The following is a 20,631-nucleotide window of genomic DNA, read 5'->3' on the forward strand; positions in this document are numbered from 1 at the left end:
AACTCCGTTCATCCGGCCAACATTCCGGTATATCGAAGCAACGTCACGCAATATTCTCCTGATTTAATTCATCTCCAATAGAAAATCATCAACAAGAGAAAAGAATAAATCACATCACCAGAGAGCACATAATCTGCAAACCGCATTTTAACGGACTAACCTGATGCAAACCGTGCGCCGCCCCACCGACACGGCGATCGCGACGTCACACACTAAAAATCGACCAAATCCTTATCCACAAGGGCCCTCAGTTCGATTCATCACACAAACAAAAAATACCCAGCAGAAACAGCATTAATGCCGCATTTGTAAGCTTCCCGACAATCGACCCTCCTCCCGGTCAATAGACTCCGCTCATCCTCGGTGTAACGAATCGCGATTGGCACGGACACGGCCACAGCCGCCGCACACCCATTCACGCCATTCCCCACCGCGGATTGCGATTTCACTGCACCGCGGTGAAAACCACATCAAAACAAGAGAGAGGGGCTTGTCGTGAATCATTCATTTCGATCGATATGGAGCGAGACCACCGGCTGCTGGGTCGCGGCTGCGGAAACGGCACGGGCGCGCGGCAAGCGTTCGGGCCGCCCGTCGGGCACGAGCCGCCGCGCCGCGCACGCGGCACCGCACCGGACATCGCTTCGCGTCGCGGCAGTCGGCGCCGCGCTGGCCGCACTGTCGGCCGGCTCCGCGTACGCGTCGACGTGCGGCAGCGGCGCGGCCGTCGCGAGCAACGGCACCTGCGCGCTCGACAGCTTCAGCCCGACCGTCAACGACAACCTCGTCGGCGCCACGACCGTGTCGGGCGGCGACCGGGTCAGCCTGACGGGCGCGTGGACCGGTGCAACCGGCGACATGGGCTACACGCAGATGCCGCTCGGCAGCACGTCCGTCGTGTCGGGCAACCCGAATCAACCGCTGCTGTCGATCGGCGGCAAGACACAAAGCGTCAGCACGCCCGACTCGATCACCGGTGGCCAGACCTCGATCGCGACCTACGATTCGGGCACGTTTTCCGCATCGAGTGCGGGCTCGACCGACGTGTCGGTCTATCACGACGTGAACGGCAACCAGTACGTGAACACGCGAATCGGCACCGTCGAACGCTCCGGCGGAACGCTCGACGTGTCGATCGGCAATCCGGCAGGCTCGCCCACGGCAGCCGGTAACGCGATCACGATGGCACCGAAGCAGACGGACCTGTTCGTCGCGGACGGCACCGGCTCGGCGCAAAGCGTCATCAACTGGAATTCGCGCAACCAGATCTGGCTGGGTACCGGCGACTATCTCGCGAACGGCGGCCCCGTCGGCCATGTCCTGCTCGAGGTGCCGACGTATGCGGGCAGCTTCACCGCGTTCGACGGCAGCGCATGGACCGTCACCGACGCGGCGTCGCTCGCCGCGTACAACAACTTCCTCGTGCACTCGGTGAGTAGCGGCGCACTCGGCTCGCAGGCCGCCTACGACAGCGCATTCAACCAGGCCGTCACGTTCACCACGCAATCGTTCGGGTACGCGAACAACGTGTCGCCGGGCGACGAGAATGCGCTGCCGATGAACTACCTGACGGCGCTGCACGGCACCGGCGCGAACGCGACGCTGCATATCGGCAAGGATGGGCAGATCGACTTCCGCGGCACCAACACGATCGACTCGAGCTCGGCGGTCCTCGCGGAAAACGGCGCGCACTTCGTCAACGACGGCGGCCTGTCCGGCGACTTCACGCTCGTGCGCCTGCTGACCGGTGCGAGCGGCGTCAACAACGGCGTGATCTCGTCCGGCTACGCCGCCGGCGACAACTTCAACACAGGCAGCGCCGCACCGCCCGCCAACTTCGGCTTCAATGCGTACACCGAGGGCAACGGCGTCTACGCGAACGGCGCCGGCACGACCTTCGTCAACCACGGCGTGATGAACGTCGGCGCGTGGACCTACAACACCACGCGACCGAACCTGCAGAACTATGCGGTGGCCGCGACCGACGGTGCGACCGCATCGAATGCGGGCACGATCAACGTCGGCGTCAACGCGACGACGCTCGACAGCCAGGTGATCGGCGGCCTCGTTGCCGGCGGCAGCTTCACGAACGAAGCCGGCGGCACGATCTACCTCGGCCGGGCGGCCCAGTACGATGCCGGCGCGCCGGAAGCCGCGAACGACGTCGCGCTGTCCGCGCACGCGTACGGCATCCTGCTCGGCGCATCGGGTACCGCGAGCAACCTCGGCACGATCGTGATCGGCTCGCAGACACAGAACGGCGCCGCACTGGCGAGCATCGGCTCGTCGTCCGGCACGCTGAACAACGCGGGCGCGATCGTCGTCAACGGCGCGGCGTCCGGCACGCCGCTCGCCAACGTCGGCATGCTCGCGGCCAACACGGCCGCGACCGTGACCAATACCGGCACCATCACGCTGAACGGCGTCAACGGCATCGGCATCATGGTCGTCGGGACCGGCACGACCGCGACGGCTGCGACCTCGACCGGCACGATCAACGTGGCCGGCGGCCTCGATCCTGCCTCGGGCACACGCAACTACGGCGTGTGGGCCGAAGGGCCGCGCGCGACGGCCACGCTCGACGGCGCGCTCAACCTGACGGGCACCGGCGCGATCGGCGTGCATGCGCGTTCGGGCGCGACGATCGACGTCGGCGCCAATGCGGTGCCCGCCTTCAGGTCGGGCACGAACCAGATCGGCTTCTACGCCTATGGCGCGGGCTCGCAGATCAACGTCGCCGCGCAGCACCTCCGCGTCGACACCGACGATTCGACGCTGTTCCGGGTCGCGGGCGGAGCGGCCTACACGGGCGCGTCGACGGCCGGCGCGCTGACGACCGACGTCAACGGCCAGCGCGCACGCGGCGTGCTCGCAACCGACGCCGGCACCGTGCTGTCGACCGGCAACGCGATCTACAACGTCAACGGCGCGAACGGCATCGCGATTGCAGTCGAAGGCGGCGCGCAAGGCACGATCGACGCGGGCGCGACGATCAACCTGAACGCGGCCGGCGCGATCGCCGGCGTCGTCGACGGCCAGGCGCACGACCTCGCCGGCGCCAATGCCGGCGCACCGGTCGCGACGACGCTCACCAACAGCGCCGCCGTCACGTCATCGACTGCCGGCGTGACGGGCTTCGTCGCGCAACGCCTCGGCACGCTCGAGAACCGCAACACGGTACTGCTGACTGGCGCCGGCTCGACGGGCGTCGTGATCGGCACGCTCGGCACGGTAAACAACGCGTCGACGATCCGCGTCTCCGACGGCACCGGCGCGCTCGTCCAGGGTGCGTCGGCGACGCTCGCCAACGCGGGTTCGATCGAAGCCGACGACGGCATCGCGGGCGTGCACCTGACGGGCGCCGGCGCATCGGTCGCGCTGTCGGGCGCCGGCACCGTGATCGCGAACGGCAGCGCCGACGGCGTGCTGATCGACTCGAGCGTGACGGGCGGCGGGCTCGCGGCCGGCGCGACGTCGATCGCGGTCGGCGGCTCGGGCAAGGGGATCGACAACCAGGGGACGAACGCGACGGTCGCGTTGTCCGGCACGCAGATCGGCACGACCGGCGGCGGCGCCGACGGCCTGTCGTCGACCGGCGCCGGCGCACGCATCGCGACCGATGCGGCGACCGTCGTCCGGACCACCGGCGACAACGCGCGCGGCTTCTTCGTGTCGGGCGCCGATTCGACGCTGACGGCCAACGGCACGACCGTCGCGACGACCGGCGCGGGTTCGGCCGCGATCGTGACGAATGGCGGCGCGACCGCGCTGCTGTCGGGCGCGAAGATCACCGCAGCCGGCACGGCGGCCGACGGCCTCGTCGCGCAGAACGGCGGCCGTATCGGCGATACGGGCTCGTCGATCGCCAGCGCCGCCGGCAACGGCGCAACCGCCGACAGCGGCGGCGTGCTCGCGCTGACCGGCACGACACTCAAGGGCGCGACGGCCGGTGTGCTGGCGTCGGATACGCTCGCCAACGGCGCGACGAGCTCGGTGCTCGTCGACGGCGGCAGCGTCACGTCCGCCACCGGGCCGGCCTTCGCCGTGCGCGGCGGCACGGCCGACATCGCCGTGCGCAACGGCACGGTCGTGACGGCCGGCAACGGCACGCTGCTCGACCTGTCGAACGGCAGCCACGCCAGCTTCACCGCGTCGGCCGTGAACCTGACCGGCAACGTCGTCTCCGACGCATCGAGCATCGGCAACGTGTTCCTCGCGAACGGCACGACGCTGACCGGCACGATCGATCCGGTCGCATTGACCGTCGACAGCAGCAGCACCTGGCGCATGACGGGCAGCTCCGTGCTGAGCAGCCTGAACAACGCGGGCCTGGTCGCGTTCGCCGCACCGACCGGTTCGCCGACGCTCGCGGGCAGCTACAAGACGCTGACGACCGGCAGCTACGTCGGCAACGGCGGCACGATCGCGCTCAACACGTTCCTCGGTGCCGACGCATCGCCGACCGACCGGGTGATCGTGAACGGCGGCGCCGCGAGCGGCACGACGGGCCTGAAGATCGCCAACACGGCCGGCACCGGCGCGCAGACGATGGGCGACGGGATTCCGGTGGTCGTCACGGCCAACGGCGGCACGACCACCGCATCGGCGTTCCAGCTTGCGGGGCCCGTGCAGGCGGGCGCGTACGAATACCGGCTGTATCGCGGCGGGCAAGGCGACGCGAACGGCTGGTACCTGCGGTCGCAGCTCGATCCGTCGGACCCCGGCGACCCGATCCACCCGTCCGGTGGCGGCGACGGTAACAGCAACGGGAATGGCAACGGCGGCACGCTCGCGTATCGCCCCGGCGTCGCCGGCTACGCGCTCACGCCGCTGTTGAACGCCGACTACGGCTTCTCGACACTCGGCAAGCTGCACGAGCGCGTCGGCGACATCTACAACCTCGGCAAGCAACAGCCTGGCAATCGCGACGGCGTGTGGGGGCGCATCGGCGGCCAGAGCCTCGACGCGAACGCAGGCCGCTTCGCGGCCGACGCGCGCACGTTCTTCGCGCAGTTCGGCAAGGACTGGACGCTCGACCAGGCGCCGAACGGCGGCGGCAGCACGCACGCGGGCGTGACGGCCAGCATCGGCGTGTCGAACGCGAGCTTCAGCGACATGGCGCGCGCCGACACGGCCTACCTGTCGACGTCGACGGGCTCGGTCGAGATGCACGCGCAGAGCGTCGGCGGCTACTGGACGAAGTACCTGTCCGACGGCACGTACTTCGACAGCGTCGGGCAGGTCACGCACTACGGCAACCGCTATCGCGACAGCTACGGCAACGAGGCGTCGCAGAACGGCTTCGGTGTTGCACTGTCGCAGGAAGTCGGCAAGCCGTTCGCGATCGGCGCGCTGCCGGTCGCGGTCGAACCGCAGGCGCAGCTGATGGTCCAGTACCTGAAGCTGAACGGATTCAACGACAACGTCTCGGCGGTTTCGGGCACGACGACGAACGCGCTGCGCGGCCGCGTCGGCGTGCGCATCTTCCGGCCGAACCTCCAGTCGGATTCGGGCGGCGGTGCCGCGACGCCGTACTTCACGGCCGACGTGCTGCACGACTTCCTGTCGCCGGGCCAGACCGTCGTCGGCGGCACACCGTTCGCGACGCATCTCGGCCGCACGTGGTACGAGCTCGGCGTCGGCGTGACCGCCGGCTTCGGCAAGTCGGGCGAGCTGTATGCGAACGCGAAGATCGCGCGCAACATCGGCGGCGACTACCGGCGCGGCATCGTCGGGCAGGTCGGCTACCGCTACAGCTGGTAACGCCCGCTGGCGGCGGACGAAAAAAAACCGCCCGGCGCGAGGCCGGGCGGTTTTCGCAGCGACGCACATGCAGCGTCGACGAGCGCGAACGCTCAGTGCAGGATCTTCGCGAGGAAGTCCTTCGCGCGTTCCGATTTCGGATTCGAGAAGAAATCGTCCTTGCGGTCGTCCTCGACGATCGCACCCTTGTCCATGAAGATCACACGATGGGCCACCTTCTTCGCGAAGCCCATCTCGTGCGTGACGACCATCATCGTCATCCCTTCCTGCGCGAGTTCGACCATCACGTCGAGCACTTCGTTGATCATCTCGGGGTCGAGTGCGGACGTCGGCTCGTCGAACAGCATCGCGATCGGATCCATCGACAGCGCGCGCGCGATCGCGACCCGCTGCTGCTGGCCGCCCGACAGCTGGCCCGGGAACTTGTGCGCATGCGCCTTCAGGCCGACGCGATCGAGCAGCTTCATGCCCTTCTCGTTCGCCTCGTCCTTGCCGCGGCCGAGCACCTTGACCTGCGCGAGCGTCAGGTTCTCGGTGATCGACAGGTGCGGGAACAGCTCGAAATGCTGGAACACCATCCCGACCTTCGAGCGCAGCTTCGACAGGTTCGTCTTCTTGTCGCCGACCGACTGGCCGTTCACGAGGATCTCGCCCTGCTGGAACGGCTCGAGGCCGTTCACGGTCTTGATCAGCGTGGATTTACCCGAACCGGACGGGCCGCACACGACGACCACTTCGCCTTTCTTGACCTCGGTCGTGCAGTCGGTGAGGACCTGAAACTGGCCGTACCACTTCGAAACGTTCTTGATGGAAATCATCTTGTGACCTTTTTCTGGAGACCCTTGACGAGAGCAGACGCCAACGAGCAAATCACGAAATAGCATGCGCCGGCGAACAGGACCATCTCGACGGTCGTGCCGTCGCGATCGCCGATGTTGGCCGCCGTGCGGAAGAAGTCCGCGAGGCTGATCACGTACACGAGCGACGTATCCTGGAACAGGACGATCGCCTGCGTGAGCAGCAGCGGCACCATCGCGCGGAACGCCTGCGGCAGGATCACGAGGCGCATCGCCTGCGCGTAGTTCATGCCGAGCGCGAATGCGGCGTTCGCCTGGCCGCGCGGCACCGCCTGGATGCCGGCGCGGATGATCTCGGAATAATACGCGGCTTCGAACAGCGAGAACGCGACCATCGCCGATGCGAGACGGATGTCGATCGTCGGCGACAACCCGAGCACGCCCTGCAGCAGCTGCGGCACGATCAGGAAGAACCACAGCAGCACCATCACGAGCGGGATCGAGCGGAACACCGTCACGTAGCCCTGCGCGAACCACGCGAGCGGCTTGACGCCCGACAGCCGCATCAGCGCCAGCAGCGTGCCCCAGACGATCCCGACCACGATCGCGATCAGCGTGATCTGCAACGTGACGATCGCCCCCGTCCACAGCGTCGGCAGCGCGCCGGGAATACTACTCCAGTCGAACTGATGCATCACTTGCCTCCGATATAGCCGGGCAGCCGCGTGCGGCCTTCGATCCAGCGCATGAACGCCATCACGACGAGGTTGATGATCACGTACGCGAGCGTAACCGCGATGAACGATTCATACGTCTGCGCGGTGTAGTCGACGAGCTGGCGCGCCTGCGCGGACAGGTCGAGCAGGCCGATGGTCGACGCGACGGCGGAGTTCTTGAAGATGTTCAGGAATTCCGACGTGAGCGGCGGCACGATGATCCGGTACGCAACGGGCAGCAGCACGTAGCGGTACGTCTGCCATTGCGTGAAGCCCATCGCGAGGCCGGCGGCGCGCTGGCCCTTCGGCAGCGCGTTGATCCCGGCGCGCACCTGTTCGCACACGCGCGCGCCCGTGAACAGGCCGAGACAGATGATCGACGCGGTAAAGAACTGCGTGGTGGGCGGCAACTGCTTGATCCAGGTGCCGATCGACGCGGGCAGCAGCTCGGGTATCACGAGATACCAGACAAAGAACTGCACGATCAGCGGAATGTTCCGGAAGATCGACACGTACAGGGTGCCGATCGCGGACAGCCACTTGTTCGGCACGGTACGCAGCACGCCGAACAGCGAACCGACGATCAGCGCGATGACCCAGGCGACGAGCGACACTTCGATCGTCACCCAGAAGCCGGACATCAGCCATCCGAAATAAGTCGTCGGCTCGCCGGTCGACACGGGGCTCAGGAAGATGCCCCAGTTCCAGTGGTAAGACATGGGCAAGACTCCAGCAAAAAGAGACGGAAGAAGCGGGGCCTCTTCCGTCTCATTAGCGTCATTTCTGCATCAACGGCCGTGCGGTCAGTCGAGCGCCTTGTCGTTCGGGTTCGCGTACAGCTTCTTCATCGAATCGGACAGCGGGAAGTTCAGGTTCAGCCCCTTCGGCGGGATCGGGTTCTCGAACCACTTCGCGTAGATCTTCGCGGCTTCGCCCGACTTCTCGACTTGCGAGATCGCATCGTCGACGACCTTCTTGAAGTCCGCATCGCCCTTGCGCATCATGCAGCCGTACGCTTCTTCCGATTGCGGCGTGCCGACGATCACCCAGTCGCCCGGCTTCTTCGCCTTCGCACGCTCGCCCGCGAGCAGCGCGTCATCCATCATGAACGCGACCGCGCGGCCCGATTCCAGCGTATTGAACGAATCGCCGTGATCCTTCGCGCTGATGATGTTCATGCCCATCTGCTTTTCGTTGTTCATCTTGCGCAGCAGGCGCTCGGACGTCGTGCCGGCGGTGGTCACGACCGTCTTGCCCTTCAGGTCGGCGAAATCCTTGATGCCCGAATCGTTCTTCGTCATCAGGCGCGTGCCGATCACGAAGATCGTGTCGGAGAACGCGGCCTGCTGCTGGCGTTCGGCGTTGTTGGTCGTCGAGCCGCACTCGATGTCGACCGTGCCGTTCTGCACCAGCGGAATGCGGTTCTGCGACGTGACCGGGATGTTCTTCACCTGCAGGTTCGGCAGGTTCAGCTTCTTCTTCACCGCGTCGACCACCTTCATCTGGAATTCGCGCGAATAGCCGACCACCTGCTGCTTTTCGTCATAGTAGGAGAACGGGATCGACGACTCGCGGTGCCCCAGCGCGATCACGCCCGTGTCCTTGATCTTCTTCAGCGTGCCCGTCTCCTGGGCATGCGCGCCACCTGCGAACGCGCAAAGCGCCGCGAACATCAGGACTGCCTTTTGGTATTTCATTTTGGTCATCTCCTTGGCTAAAACCCGCGCCAGTGTATCAAAGTAATATTTTTGAAAGAACTGGTTGTTTACCGCACTACGAATCGTACTGCGCGAAGCCTTCCTCCCGGCTTCGGCCCCTTCCGGCGCCCGAATGCGCGCGCGGGCGGTACCGGATTCGGCACCGCCCGCGAGGGTTCATGCACGCAACCGGATGGATTGCGTCATGGATTGATCGTAGTCAACCGATCTGAAATCGGCAACCGCCGATCAGGGGTACAGGCCACGCATTTCGCGTGCCATCAGGATGCGCTTGCACGCAACGATGAACGCCGCCGTACGCACCGACACCTTGTGCTCTTCCGCGACTGCCCACACGCCGGAGAACGCTTCGCGCATCACGCGCTCGAGACGGTGGTTGATCTCGTCTTCCGTCCAGAAGAAGCTCGAGAAATCCTGCACCCATTCGAAGTACGACACGGTCACGCCGCCTGCGTTCGCGATCACGTCCGGGATCACGAGCACACCGTTCGCGGTCAGGATGTCGTCCGCCGCCGTCGTCGTCGGGCCGTTCGCGCCTTCGACGATGATCTTCGTGCGGATCTTCGCTGCATTCTTCTCGGTGATCTGGTTTTCCAGTGCCGCCGGGATCAGGATGTCGGTTTCGACCGTCCAGAACTCGTCGTTCGGCATCGGCTCCGAACCGTCGAAGCCCGCGACGCCGCCCGTGCGGGCAACGTGGTCGAGCAGCTTGTTCGAATCGAGGCCGGCCGGCTGGTAGATCGTGCCCGTGTGATCCTGCACCGCGATCACCTTCGAGCCCGCTTCCTGGAACAGCTTCGCCGCGATGCCGCCGACGTTGCCGAAGCCCTGCACGGCAATGCGTGCGCCTTCGATTTCCAGGCCCTTCTTCTTCGCCGCTTCGCAGCCGACGACGAACACGCCGCGGCCCGTTGCTTCCTTGCGGCCGAGCGAACCACCCAGCGCGATCGGCTTGCCGGTCACGACGCCGGTCGACGTCTGGCCCTGGTTCATCGAGTAGGTGTCCATCATCCACGCCATCACCTGTTCGTTGGTGTTGACGTCCGGCGCCGGAATGTCGGTGTTCGGGCCGATGATGATGCCGATTTCGCTGGTGTAGCGGCGCGTCACGCGCTCGAGCTCACCACGCGACAGCTTGCGCGGGTCGACGCGGATACCGCCCTTCGCGCCGCCGTACGGCACGTTCACGGCCGCGTTCTTGACCGACATCCATGCGGACAGTGCCATCACTTCCGACAGCGTCACGTCCTGGTGGTAACGCACACCGCCCTTGCCCGGGCCGCGCGACACGTTGTGCTGCACGCGATAGCCTTCGAAGTGCGCGACGGTACCGTTGTCGAGTTCGATCGGCACATCGACGACCAGGATGCGCTTCGGGCGCTTCAGCGTTTCGAGCCAGCGCGACAGCGAGCCGAGGTACGGCGCGACGCGATCGACTTGCTGAAGATAGTTGCCCCACGGGCCGAGATCGTCGGCGTGCAGGTAGGACGGGATGGACTGCAATTGCGAAGACATGGATGCTCCAACGGTCAACAGGTGCGCACATTGTCGAAAAACCCGTTTTTTTTATCCAATGCCGTTTGCTTATTCGATTATGCGTTTCTTGCATGATCGCGATTTTTCGCAAATCTGCGGTCGATTTGCGCAAGAACGCACGCGATCGCTCGTGCATCGCGTGCGTGAAAAATCGTGTTTCCTGGATGCGTGATGGCCGCCGGACAGCCGTCCGACAGGCGCCGCAAGCTCGACGACAGCCGGCCGACGGTTAACTGCCCACGGTTAACCCGCGGTTTCGCGCAGTTCGTCGCGCACGACGTCCCACAGCGCACGCACGAGCTTCTGCCGCGGATCGTCGCCCTGCAGCGCGAGCTTGTCGCAGTACAGGCGGATCTCCATCGTCAGCGTGAACGGGTACGCGCCGCCACGCACCGACCGGTCGAGCCGGATCAGGCGGCCGCCGGCGACCGCATCCTCGACCGCGCTGTGCGGCAGGAACGCGATGCCGTGGCCCGCGAGCGCCATCGCCTTCAGCCCTTCGGCCATGTCGGTTTCATAGACGCGATCGAGGAACAGCGGCGTCGACGCATTCGCGACGATCACCTCCGTCATCCGGCCGAGATACGCGTTCGGCGTATATGACAGGTACGGCACGCGCGCGTCTGCCGTGCCGGGTAGCGTATAGCGCGGCCGCCCCGCGCGGCCCGGCGCCGAGAACGGGCTGATCGGCTCGCTGCCGAGGATCAGCATGTCGTAGCGCGCCGGGTCGAGCGCGACCGGATGGCTCGGGTGGTGGTAGCCCATCACGAGATCGCAGCCGCCCTCGACGAGCGACAGCACCGCGTCGTGCACGTTCAGCGCGCGCAGCCGCGTGTGGACCTGGCCCATCTTCGCCTCGATCCGCTGCAGCCAGCGCGGGAAATACGTGAGCGACAGCGTGTGCGGCACCGCGAACTCGATCGTCGGCACCGGCGCGCCGACGTGGCCGCGCAGCAGCGTGCGCGCCTCGTGCGCCTGCGACAGCATCGTCAGCGCCTGTTCGTAGAAGATCTGCCCGGCCTGCGTGAGCCGCGTCGGATAGACCGAACGATCGATCAGTTCGGTCGCGAGCCATGCCTCGAGCGCCTGGATGCGCCGCGAAAACGCCGGCTGCGACACGTGCCGCAGTTCGGCGGACCGGCTAAAGCTGCGCGTCTCCGCGAGCGAGACGAAGTCTTCGAGCCATTTCAGTTCCATGCAGGCGGGCGCGGCGGGCGGCGGTCGGGAAGAAGCCTGCATTCTACCGGTGGGCGGCCCCGGCCGGCGGTGCAGCGAACGGCGCGGCGCCCCGCCGCCAACGGGCGCCGGCACTGTGTCCGCATGCGGCGGCGCCCGCGGGCCACGCTCAGCCGGGATCGTCCCGCGCCGATGGTAAAATGCCGGATTCTCCTTCCCCTCGCTCGACCCGGCCCCAAGGCCCGCCCGATCATGTCCGACACTCGTCCCGATACGCTTTTCGCCCTCACCGCGCTTTCGCCCATCGACGGCCGCTACGCCAGCAAGACCGAAGCGCTGCGCGACTGGCTCTCCGAAGCCGCCTTCATGCGCCACCGCGTCACCGTCGAGGTGCACTGGCTGATCGCGCTGTCGCGCGCCGGCTTCGCGGAAGTCCCGCGCTTCTCCGATGCCTCCGAACAGTTCCTGCTGCAGCTCGCCGAGCGCTTCACCGCGCACGACGCCGCCCGCATCAAGGACATCGAGCGCGTGACGAACCACGACGTGAAGGCCGTCGAATACTGGCTGAAGGAATCGGTGAAGGGCCAGGAAGAACTCGAAAAGGCCAGCGAATTCATCCACTTCGCGTGCACGTCGGAAGACATCAACAACACGTCGCACGGCATGATGCTCGCCGGCGCGCGTGAGCACGTGATCCTGCCGGCGCTGCGCACGGTCTACCAGCGCCTCGTCGCACTCGCGCACGCGCACGCCGAACAGCCGATGCTGTCGCGCACGCACGGCCAGCCGGCCAGCCCGACGACGCTCGGCAAGGAACTCGCGAACGTCGCGGCCCGCCTCGCCCGCGCGATCACGCGCATCGAAAAGGTCGAGATCCTCGGCAAGATGAACGGCGCGGTCGGCAACTTCAACGCGCATCTCTCCGCATATCCGGAATTCGACTGGGAAGCGTTCTCGCGCGACGTGATCGAGAACCGCCTGAAGCTCACGTTCAATCCGTACACGATCCAGATCGAGCCGCACGACTACATGGCCGAGCTGTTCGACGCGGTCGCGCGCGCGAACACGATCCTGCTCGACCTCGACCGCGACGTGTGGGGCTACATCTCGGTCGGCTACTTCAAGCAGAAGACGAAGGCCGGTGAAATCGGCTCGTCGACGATGCCGCACAAGGTCAACCCGATCGACTTCGAGAACTCGGAAGGCAACCTCGGCCTCGCGAACGCGACGCTGCGCCACCTCGCCGACAAGCTGCCGGTGTCGCGCTGGCAGCGCGACCTGACCGACTCGACGGTGCTGCGCAACATGGGCGTCGCGCTCGGCTACTCGCTGCTCGCATACGACTCGCTGATCCGCGGCCTCGACAAGCTCGAAGTGAACCCGCAGCGCCTGAACGAAGACCTCGACAACTGCTGGGAAGTGCTCGCCGAGCCGGTGCAGACGGTGATGCGCCGCTACGGCATCGAGAACCCGTACGAGCAGCTGAAGGAACTGACGCGCGGCAAGGGCATCACGCGCGAAGCGCTGCAGGAATTCGTCGGCACGCTCGCGATCCCGCAGGACGCGAAGGATCTTCTGCTCGCGATGACGCCTGCGTCGTACATCGGCAAGGCCGTCGAACTGGCGAAGCGGATCGCGTAAGCACTGCCGTCTCCGCCGATAAAAAAGCCCGATGCGAGCGATCGCATCGGGCTTTTTGCTGTTCGGGCGATCAGAACGAGATCATCTTGCCCGGATTGAGCGCGCTCATCACGCTCATCGCCGCCTTCGCGGCCGGAATCGCGATCGGCGACAGCTGGCGGCCGAGCGGAATCGCGCGATGGTCGATGCCGGTCAGCATCGAGAAGTCGTCGTTGCGGCCGACGAAATCGTCGCAGATCGCCTTGCCGATCCGCACCGTCTGCGCGACGCCGTGGCCGCTCCAGCCCTGCACCATGTACATCGGCACGCGGCCGTCGGTCTTGCGGCTGTCGGTCGCGCCGTTCAGCGTGAAGTCGCTGACGCCGCTCCAGCAGTAGTCGAGCGCAAACTGGCCGTCGTGCTGCGGGAACACCGTGTTCAGCCGCGTCAGCAGATACGCGTTCACGTCCGGCTGCGCCCAGCAGGTGCCGGTGCCCTGCCCGCCGAACAACAGGCGGTTGCCGCGTACCGGCCGGTAGTAGTCGATCTGGAACTGCGTGTCGTACACGGGCATGCCGGCCGGCATCAAGGTCGCGACGTCGACGTCGAGCGGCGCCGTCACGCTCACGTAGGTAAAGAACGGCACGGTCGTCGCGGCGCCGTCGTCGAGCAGCCGGAACGTCGTGTTGTGCAGCGCGAGCACGACGCCCTTGCGTGCGGTGATCGTGCCGCCCGGCGTCGTCGCGACGACACCCTCCGGCGTTTCGACGAGTTCGAGCACCTCGGTGCCCTCGAACAGCGCGCCGCCGTTCAGCCGGAAGCCGTGCACGAGGCCGCGCACCAGCGCGAGCGGATGGATCTGTCCGCCGATCGCGTCGATCGCCGCGCCGTGGTAGAGCCCCGAGCGCACGTATTCGTCATGCAGCTGATGGCGGCCGACCAGCGTCACGCCCGCGTCGCCGAGATGGCGGCGCGCATCCGCGCCGTCGAGCAGCGCGCTCATGTGGCCCGGGTGGACCGCGGCCGTCACGTGGCCACGCTTGCGGTCGAGCTCGAGCGCGTAGCGTGCGCCGATCGCATCGATCAGGTCCATCGATTCGGTCGATGCGAAGCGCCACAGCCGCTTTGCGTCGTCGTGCGACAGGTGATCGATCATGTCGGCGGCTTCCCAGCGCGCGAGGCCGGGCGTGAGCTGCCCGCCGTTGCGGCCCGATGCGGCCGAGCCGACGTGGTGCTTGTCGACGAGGATGGTATCGACACCCGCTTCCGCGAGATGCAGCGCAGCCGATGCGCCGAGCAGGCCTGCGCCGATCACGAGCACGTCGCAGACCACGTCGTGCGCGAGCGGCGCGCTGTTCGCGTGGCGCGACAGCGACGCCTCGTACCAGTTCGCCGGGCGCTCGCCGTCGTAGCGGGCCGGGTCGCACCAGTTCCAGTTGTCTTTTTCGATGTTCAGTTGCGTTTGTTCGAAACGCGATTCGCCTTGGATCAGGGGTTGATTGTTGAAAGTCATGATTGCACTTGCATGGTCTTGGGCCGCCTGTCGAAGAGCCTTCTGGCTTCGCGGGTGGGGCAGCCGGTTCCACATGGGTGTCAACGAGATAAAGGGGCGCGATGGCCCGTGTTGACGGCGGACACGCTCGTGCCGCCTGGATCCCGGACTGTGCGAAAGCACGTATTGAAAGGTGCCGGGACACCCAATTTCTACACCGCAGAAATAATTCTACAGTGTAGAATAAGCTTTCGTCAAGTTTACAGCCGGTGCCACGCCGGCCCGTCAGCCCGCATCGATGAAAGACAAACCCGCCCAGGGCCCGCGCGGCCTCGACAAGGACGCGATCGTCGCGGCCGCGCTCGCACTGCTCGAAGACGTCGGCGAAGCCGCATTCAGCGTGCGCAAGCTCGCGCAGTCGGTCGGCTGCGATCCGATGAGCGTGCTGTATCACTTCAAGTCGAAGGAAGGCCTGAGCCGTGCGATCGCGAACGCGCTGTCGCGCTCGCTCGTGCCGGTCGATACCGCCCTGCCGTGGCGCGAACGGCTGCGCGACCTCGCGCGCCAGTACCGCGCGCTCGCGCTGCGCTACCCGGCCGCGTTCGCGCTGCTGCAGCGGCACATGAGTACCGGGCCGGCCGATCTCGCGCACATCGAGGCCGTGCATCGCGCGCTGGCCGACGCCGGCATCCCGCGCGCAGCGCTGCCGTCGGTGTGCGTCGGCTGGTATGCGAGCGTGATCGGGCTGGCCGCCGCCGAAGCCGGCGGCCTCACGCGCGCCGCGAACGACGTCGAGCTCGCGGAGATGGAAGCGCTGTCCGACACCGCGCATCCGCTCGTCAAGGCGGCCGCCCCGCTCTATGCGCAGCTCGATCCGGCAGCCGTGCACGACACGATGCTGGACGTGCTGCTCGACGGCATCGCGAAGCAGGCACGCGCGGCCTGACCCGCCTACGGCCCGCGGGCCGCCCACGAAAAAGGCGCCCCGAAGGGCGCCTTTTTCATGACGATTGCCGCGAACCGCGCTCAGTGCTGCTGCGCGATGCCGATCTTCAGCATGACCTGATCGATGATCTGTTCGGGCGTCAGCTCGATGCTGACCTCGATCGCTTCGTCCGGGCCCGGCTCCTCGAGCGTGTCGAGCTGGCTCTTCAGCAGCGCCGGATCGAAGAAATGGCCGGTGCGGCTCTTCAGGCGCTCGTGCAACACCTCGAACGAACCCTTCAGATACACGAACCGCACGTCGGTGTCGGTGCCGCGCAGCACGTCGCGGTACGACCGCTTCAGCGACGAACACGTGAACACGGCCGTCTCACCGGCACGCTGCTTTTCCTCGATGGCCTCGCGGATCGTGCGCAGCCACGGCCAGCGGTCGTCGTCGGTCAGCGGAATGCCGTGGTGCATCTTTTCCTTGTTCGCCGCGCTGTGAAACGCGTCGCCATCGGTATAGCTGCACGACAGGCGTTCCGCCAGCATTTCGCCGATTCGCGACTTGCCCGCACCCGACACGCCCATTGCGATCAGAATCATTGACTACCCCTTGTTACAGAACCATGCTCAGCAGCAGTGTAAAGCCGAGGCCGAGCACCGAGATGATCGTTTCGAGCAACGACCAGGTCTTGAACGTCTGACCGACCGTCATCCCGAAGTATTCCTTGATCAGCCAGAAACCGCCGTCGTTCACGTGCGAGAAGATCAGCGAGCCCGAGCCCGTGGCCAGCACCAGCAATTCCGGGCTGACCGTCGTGCCGGCCGCCGCCGCGATCGGCGCGACGATGCCGCAGGCCGTCGTCATCGCAACCGTCGCCGAACCCGTCGCGAGACGCATCAGCGCCGCGACGAACCAGCCGAGCAGCAGCGGCGACAGGTGCGCGTGCTTCGCGGTCTCGACAATCTGCTGCGAGATCCCGCTGTCGCGCAGGACGCCGCCGAAGCCACCGCCCGCGCCGACGATCAGCGTGATGCCGGCGATCGGTGCCAGGCACTCGCCGCAGAACTTCTGGATCTGGTCGCGGTTGAAGCCCTGCAGCTTGCCGAACGTGAAGAAGCTCACGAGCACGGCGATCAGCAGCGCGACGTCCGAGTTGCCGGCAAAGCGCAGCAGGTTGTTCGGCAGCGACTTCGGCGTGAACAGCAGGTCGGCCCAGCTGCCGACGAGCATCAGCACGACGGGCAGCAGGATCGTGAACAGCGTGATGCCGAAGCTCGGCAGTTCGCGCTTGCGGCCGTCCGTATGCGTATCGACGAACTGCGCGGCGAGCGGATTGTTCTCCGGCAGCTTCACGAACTTCGAGATCGTCAGCGCGAACAGCGGGCCCGCGATGATCGCGGTCGGCACGCCGACGATCAGGCCGAACGCGATCGTCTTGCCGATGTCGGCGCCGTATTGCTGGACGGCGAGCAGCGCGGCCGGGTGCGGCGGGATCAGGCCGTGCACGACGGACAGGCCGGCCACCATCGGCAGGCCGACGACGAGCAGCGACTTGCCGGTGCGCTTCGCGACGTTGAACGCGATCGGGATCAGCAGCACGAAGCCGACTTCGAAGAACACCGGCAGGCCGACGATGATCGCGACGAACATCATCGCCCAGTGGATGTTCTTTTCACCGAACCAGTCGATCAGCGTGGTCGCGATCCGTTCGGCGCCGCCCGATTCGGCCATCATCTTGCCGAGCATCGTGCCGAGGCCGACGACGATCGCAATGTGGCCGAGCGTGCCACCGGTGCCCGCCTCGAACGACTTGACGATCTTGTCCATCGGCATGCCGACGACGAGACCGAGGCCGAGCGAAACGATGATCAGCACCAGGAACGGGTAGATCTTGAAGCGCGCGATCATCAGGATCAGCGCGGCGATCGCGATCAGCGTGAATACGAGCAGCATGCTGCCTTGGACAGCCCCCATGTGGCACTCCTCCTAGAATTGTTCGAACCGGGCGAGTTGTTGCGAGTATGCCCGGCTATGCAGGTCTCCGAAACACGGGGGGTACCCACCCCGTCAGGACGCTGAATTTTACTGATCTTTGCGGCTCGCGGATAGAACCGGTTCCATCAGCAAAAACCCTCGGTAAAACAAGCACTAAGCGCTCGTCGTCCGAGGGTTAAACCGTCATTTCGTACAATTCTTAACGGGGGAGCTGGCTCGCGGCTTGCGCGAGGCGCGTGACTTCGGCCCAGTCCTGCGCGGCGAGCGCGGCTTTCGGCGTGAGCCACGAACCGCCGACGCACACGACGTTCGGCAGTTTCAGGAAATTCGGCGCGGTGTCGACCGTGATGCCGCCGGTCGGGCAGAACTTCAGCGCCGGGAACGGACCGTGGAACGCCTGCAGCATCGGCACGCCGCCGGCTTGCTGCGCGGGGAAGAACTTCACGATCTCGTAGCCGAATTCAAGCGCCTGGATGATGTCGCTCGGCGTCATCACGCCCGGCAGCAGCGGCAGGCCCGCGTCGAGCGATGCGAGGTGCAGTTCCTTGGTCAGCCCCGGCGACACGCCGAACTTCGCACCCGCGCGCTTCGCCTGCGCGCAATGCTCGGGCTTCGTGATCGTGCCGACGCCGACGATGATGTCGTCCGCGAGCTGGCTCGCGCGCTGGATCGCCTCCAGGCCGGCCGGCGTGCGCAGCGTGATCTCGAGCACCTTCACGCCGCCCGCGTGCAACGCGCGCGACACGTGTTCGCCCTGCTCGACCGAGTCGAATGCGAGCACCGGGATGACCGGGCCCAGCTTCACGATTTCAGCAATCGTCTTCATTGATGTGGCTCCTTGAAATTCATGCGGCGACGTGGGTGGCCGTTTCGCCGACCAGCGTACCGAAAACCGATGCGCCCTGCTCTGCCGGCGCGGCGGCCGCGCGGAACACGCCGAACAGTTCACGCCCGAATCCGACCTCGTTCTCGGCCTGGTGCAGCGGCTGCGCAACCGGGCGCGCCTGCCACTCGGCCGCATCGATCTCGATGTCGAGCACGCCGGCTTCAGCGTCGATCACGAGCGTGTCGCCCGTCTTCACCTTGCCCAGCGGGCCAGCCAGCAGCGCTTCCGGCGACACGTGGATCACGGCCGGCACCTTGCCCGACGCGCCCGACATGCGGCCGTCGGTGACCAGCGCGACGTGGAAGCCCTGATCCTGCAGCACGCCGAGCAGCGGCGTCAAACGGTGCAGCTCGGGCATCCCGTTCGCACGCGCACCCTGGAAGCGCACCACCGCGACGAAATCGCGCTTCAGCTCGCCACGATCGAACGCTTCCTGCACGGCTTCCTGCGAATCGAACACGATCGCGGGCGCGGTCACCTTGCGGTGCTCGGGCGCGACCGCCGAAATCTTGATCACGCCGCGGCCGAGCCGGCCCTGCATCAGGCGCAGGCCACCGTCCGGCTGGAACGGCTCGCGGATGCCGCGCAGCACCTTCGTGTCGTGGCTCTCGGCCGCGCCGTCGACCCACGTGAGCTTGCCGTCGATCAGCTTCGGCTCCTTCGTGTAGTGCGACAGGCCGCGGCCGGCGACCGTCGTCACGTCCTCGTGCAGCAGCCCGCCTTCGAGCAGGTTGCGCACCAGGAACGCGATGCCGCCCGCCGCGTGGAAGTGGTTCACGTCGGCCTTGCCGTTCGGGTAGATCTTCGCGAGCAGCGGCACGACGGCCGACAGTTCGTCGAAATCGTTCCAGTCGATCAGGATGCCGGCCGCGCGCGCGATCGCGACGAGGTGAAGCGTGTGGTTGGTCGAGCCGCCGGTCGCGAGCAGTGCGACGATCCCGTTGACGATCGCCTTCTCGTCGATCACATGGCCGATCGGCGTGTACTGGCCGCGCTCGACGGTCAGGTCGAGCACGCGGCGCGCGGCCTCGGCCGTGAGCGCGGTGCGCAGCGGCGTGTGCGGGTGGACGAATGCCGAGCCCGGCAGGTGCAGCCCCATCAGCTCCATCAGCATCTGGTTGCTGTTCGCGGTGCCGTAGAACGTGCAGGTGCCGTGGCCGTGATAGGCGGCCGATTCGGCTTCGAGCAGCGCGTCGCGGCCGACCTGGCCGGTCGCGAACTGCTGGCGGATCTTCGCCTTGTCGTCGTTCGACAGGCCGCTCGTCATCGGGCCGGCCGGTACGAAGATCGTCGGCAGGTGGCCGAACTGCAGCGCGCCGATCAGCAGGCCCGGCACGATCTTGTCGCAGATGCCGAGGCACAGCGCCGCGTCGAACATGTTGTGCGTGAGCGCGATGGCCGTGCCCATCGCGATCGCCTCGCGCGAGAACAGCGACAGCTCCATCCCCGGATTGCCCTGCGTGACGCCGTCGCACATCGCCGGCACGCCGCCCGAGAACTGCGCGACACCGCCGTTCTCGCGCGCGGCCGCCTTGATGATGTCGGGGAAATCCTTGTACGGCGCGTGCGCGGACAGCATCTCGTTGTACGAGGACACGATGCCGATGTTCGGTTCGCGGATCGCCTTGATCGCGAACTTGTCGTTACCCTCGAGGCCTGCGAAGCCGTGCGCGAGGTTCGCGCACGACAGCGCGCCACGCGCCGGGAACTTGCCCTGCGCGCCGTCGATGCGCTGCAGATAGGCGGAACGGGTCGATTGGCTGCGGGCGATCACGCGTTCGGTGACCTTCGCCAGGGTGGGGTGCAGCGACGTCATGCTGGGCGCTCCTGTATGCCGGCCGACACCGGCGTTGGAATCGTGGGGACGGTCGAACACGTCGACAGAACGAAGTCAGTCTAGTAGAAAAACTACACGCACGCAATGCAGATTCGTCGCCCCGCAACCCTTATTCCCGCTACCAGCAAGGCTTTACCTAGTGAAAACCCTAACCTGCCTCAACA

The 20,631-nt window shown here is 66.2% G+C and carries 14 protein-coding genes; 3 read left to right on the forward strand and 11 right to left on the reverse strand.

All coding sequences use genetic code 11. The features are described from left to right. Positions 1-495: 495 nt before the first annotated feature. On the forward strand, positions 496-5,763 hold the full coding sequence (locus QZM67_RS19550; RefSeq protein ID WP_301805935.1) for an autotransporter outer membrane beta-barrel domain-containing protein: 5,268 nt from the start codon (positions 496-498) through the stop codon (positions 5,761-5,763). 92 nt (positions 5,764-5,855) lie between these two features. Here the strand turns inward: QZM67_RS19550 and QZM67_RS19555 are convergent, their stop codons facing one another. The 6 genes from QZM67_RS19555 to QZM67_RS19580 form a co-directional block, all read right to left on the reverse strand. Beyond that, the gene (locus QZM67_RS19555) at positions 5,856-6,581 is read right to left on the reverse strand and encodes an amino acid ABC transporter ATP-binding protein (protein WP_011350949.1); all 726 of its coding nucleotides are present in this window, start codon (positions 6,579-6,581) and stop codon (positions 5,856-5,858) included. Continuing rightward, positions 6,578-7,255: a glutamate/aspartate ABC transporter permease GltK gene (gene gltK, locus QZM67_RS19560; RefSeq protein ID WP_043191232.1), complete on the reverse strand. Its 678-nt coding sequence runs from the start codon at positions 7,253-7,255 to the stop codon at positions 6,578-6,580. Before gltK ends, QZM67_RS19555 begins: the two co-directional genes overlap by 4 nt. Continuing rightward, a complete protein-coding gene (locus tag QZM67_RS19565) occupies positions 7,255-7,995 on the reverse strand; it encodes an amino acid ABC transporter permease (RefSeq protein ID WP_175021596.1) in 741 nt (246 codons plus the stop codon). Before QZM67_RS19565 ends, gltK begins: the two co-directional genes overlap by 1 nt. 84 nt (positions 7,996-8,079) lie before the next feature. Further along, a complete protein-coding gene (locus QZM67_RS19570; protein ID WP_175021594.1) occupies positions 8,080-8,973 on the reverse strand; it encodes a glutamate/aspartate ABC transporter substrate-binding protein in 894 nt (297 codons plus the stop codon). A gap of 249 nt (positions 8,974-9,222) precedes the next feature. Next, positions 9,223-10,509 (reverse strand): Glu/Leu/Phe/Val dehydrogenase, encoded by a 1,287-nt coding sequence (locus QZM67_RS19575; protein ID WP_301805938.1) that lies wholly within the window; start codon positions 10,507-10,509, stop codon positions 9,223-9,225. A 264-nt stretch (positions 10,510-10,773) separates the two neighbouring features. Next, positions 10,774-11,727, reverse strand: coding sequence for a LysR substrate-binding domain-containing protein (locus QZM67_RS19580; protein WP_039361477.1), 954 nt, complete (start codon positions 11,725-11,727; stop codon positions 10,774-10,776). 231 nt (positions 11,728-11,958) lie between these two features. On the opposite strand from QZM67_RS19580, the gene purB reads away from it, so the two are divergent. Continuing rightward, complete coding sequence (gene purB / locus QZM67_RS19585) at positions 11,959-13,347, forward strand: adenylosuccinate lyase (protein ID WP_043191242.1); 1,389 nt, start codon at positions 11,959-11,961, stop codon at positions 13,345-13,347. A 70-nt stretch (positions 13,348-13,417) separates the two neighbouring features. Here purB and QZM67_RS19590 read toward each other — a convergent pair whose 3' ends face one another. After that, the gene (locus QZM67_RS19590) at positions 13,418-14,839 is read right to left on the reverse strand and encodes an FAD-binding oxidoreductase (protein WP_175021591.1); all 1,422 of its coding nucleotides are present in this window, start codon (positions 14,837-14,839) and stop codon (positions 13,418-13,420) included. A 277-nt stretch (positions 14,840-15,116) separates the two neighbouring features. On the opposite strand from QZM67_RS19590, the gene QZM67_RS19595 reads away from it, so the two are divergent. Next, positions 15,117-15,764 (forward strand): TetR/AcrR family transcriptional regulator, encoded by a 648-nt coding sequence (locus tag QZM67_RS19595; RefSeq protein ID WP_301805942.1) that lies wholly within the window; start codon positions 15,117-15,119, stop codon positions 15,762-15,764. A gap of 80 nt (positions 15,765-15,844) precedes the next feature. Here the strand turns inward: QZM67_RS19595 and QZM67_RS19600 are convergent, their stop codons facing one another. From QZM67_RS19600 to edd, 4 genes are all read right to left on the reverse strand, one after another. Next, a complete protein-coding gene (locus QZM67_RS19600) occupies positions 15,845-16,348 on the reverse strand; it encodes a gluconokinase (protein ID WP_175021588.1) in 504 nt (167 codons plus the stop codon). Positions 16,349-16,361: 13 nt separating this feature from the next. Then, the gene (locus QZM67_RS19605; RefSeq protein ID WP_043191253.1) at positions 16,362-17,723 is read right to left on the reverse strand and encodes a GntP family permease; all 1,362 of its coding nucleotides are present in this window, start codon (positions 17,721-17,723) and stop codon (positions 16,362-16,364) included. Between the two features lie 220 nt (positions 17,724-17,943). After that, complete coding sequence (eda, locus tag QZM67_RS19610) at positions 17,944-18,570, reverse strand: bifunctional 4-hydroxy-2-oxoglutarate aldolase/2-dehydro-3-deoxy-phosphogluconate aldolase (protein ID WP_301805947.1); 627 nt, start codon at positions 18,568-18,570, stop codon at positions 17,944-17,946. 19 nt (positions 18,571-18,589) lie between these two features. Then, complete coding sequence (gene edd / locus QZM67_RS19615) at positions 18,590-20,446, reverse strand: phosphogluconate dehydratase (protein ID WP_301805950.1); 1,857 nt, start codon at positions 20,444-20,446, stop codon at positions 18,590-18,592. Positions 20,447-20,631 lie beyond the last annotated feature (185 nt).

The organism is Burkholderia sp. AU45251, from assembly GCF_030482905.1.
Lineage (GTDB): Bacteria > Pseudomonadota > Gammaproteobacteria > Burkholderiales > Burkholderiaceae > Burkholderia > Burkholderia aenigmatica.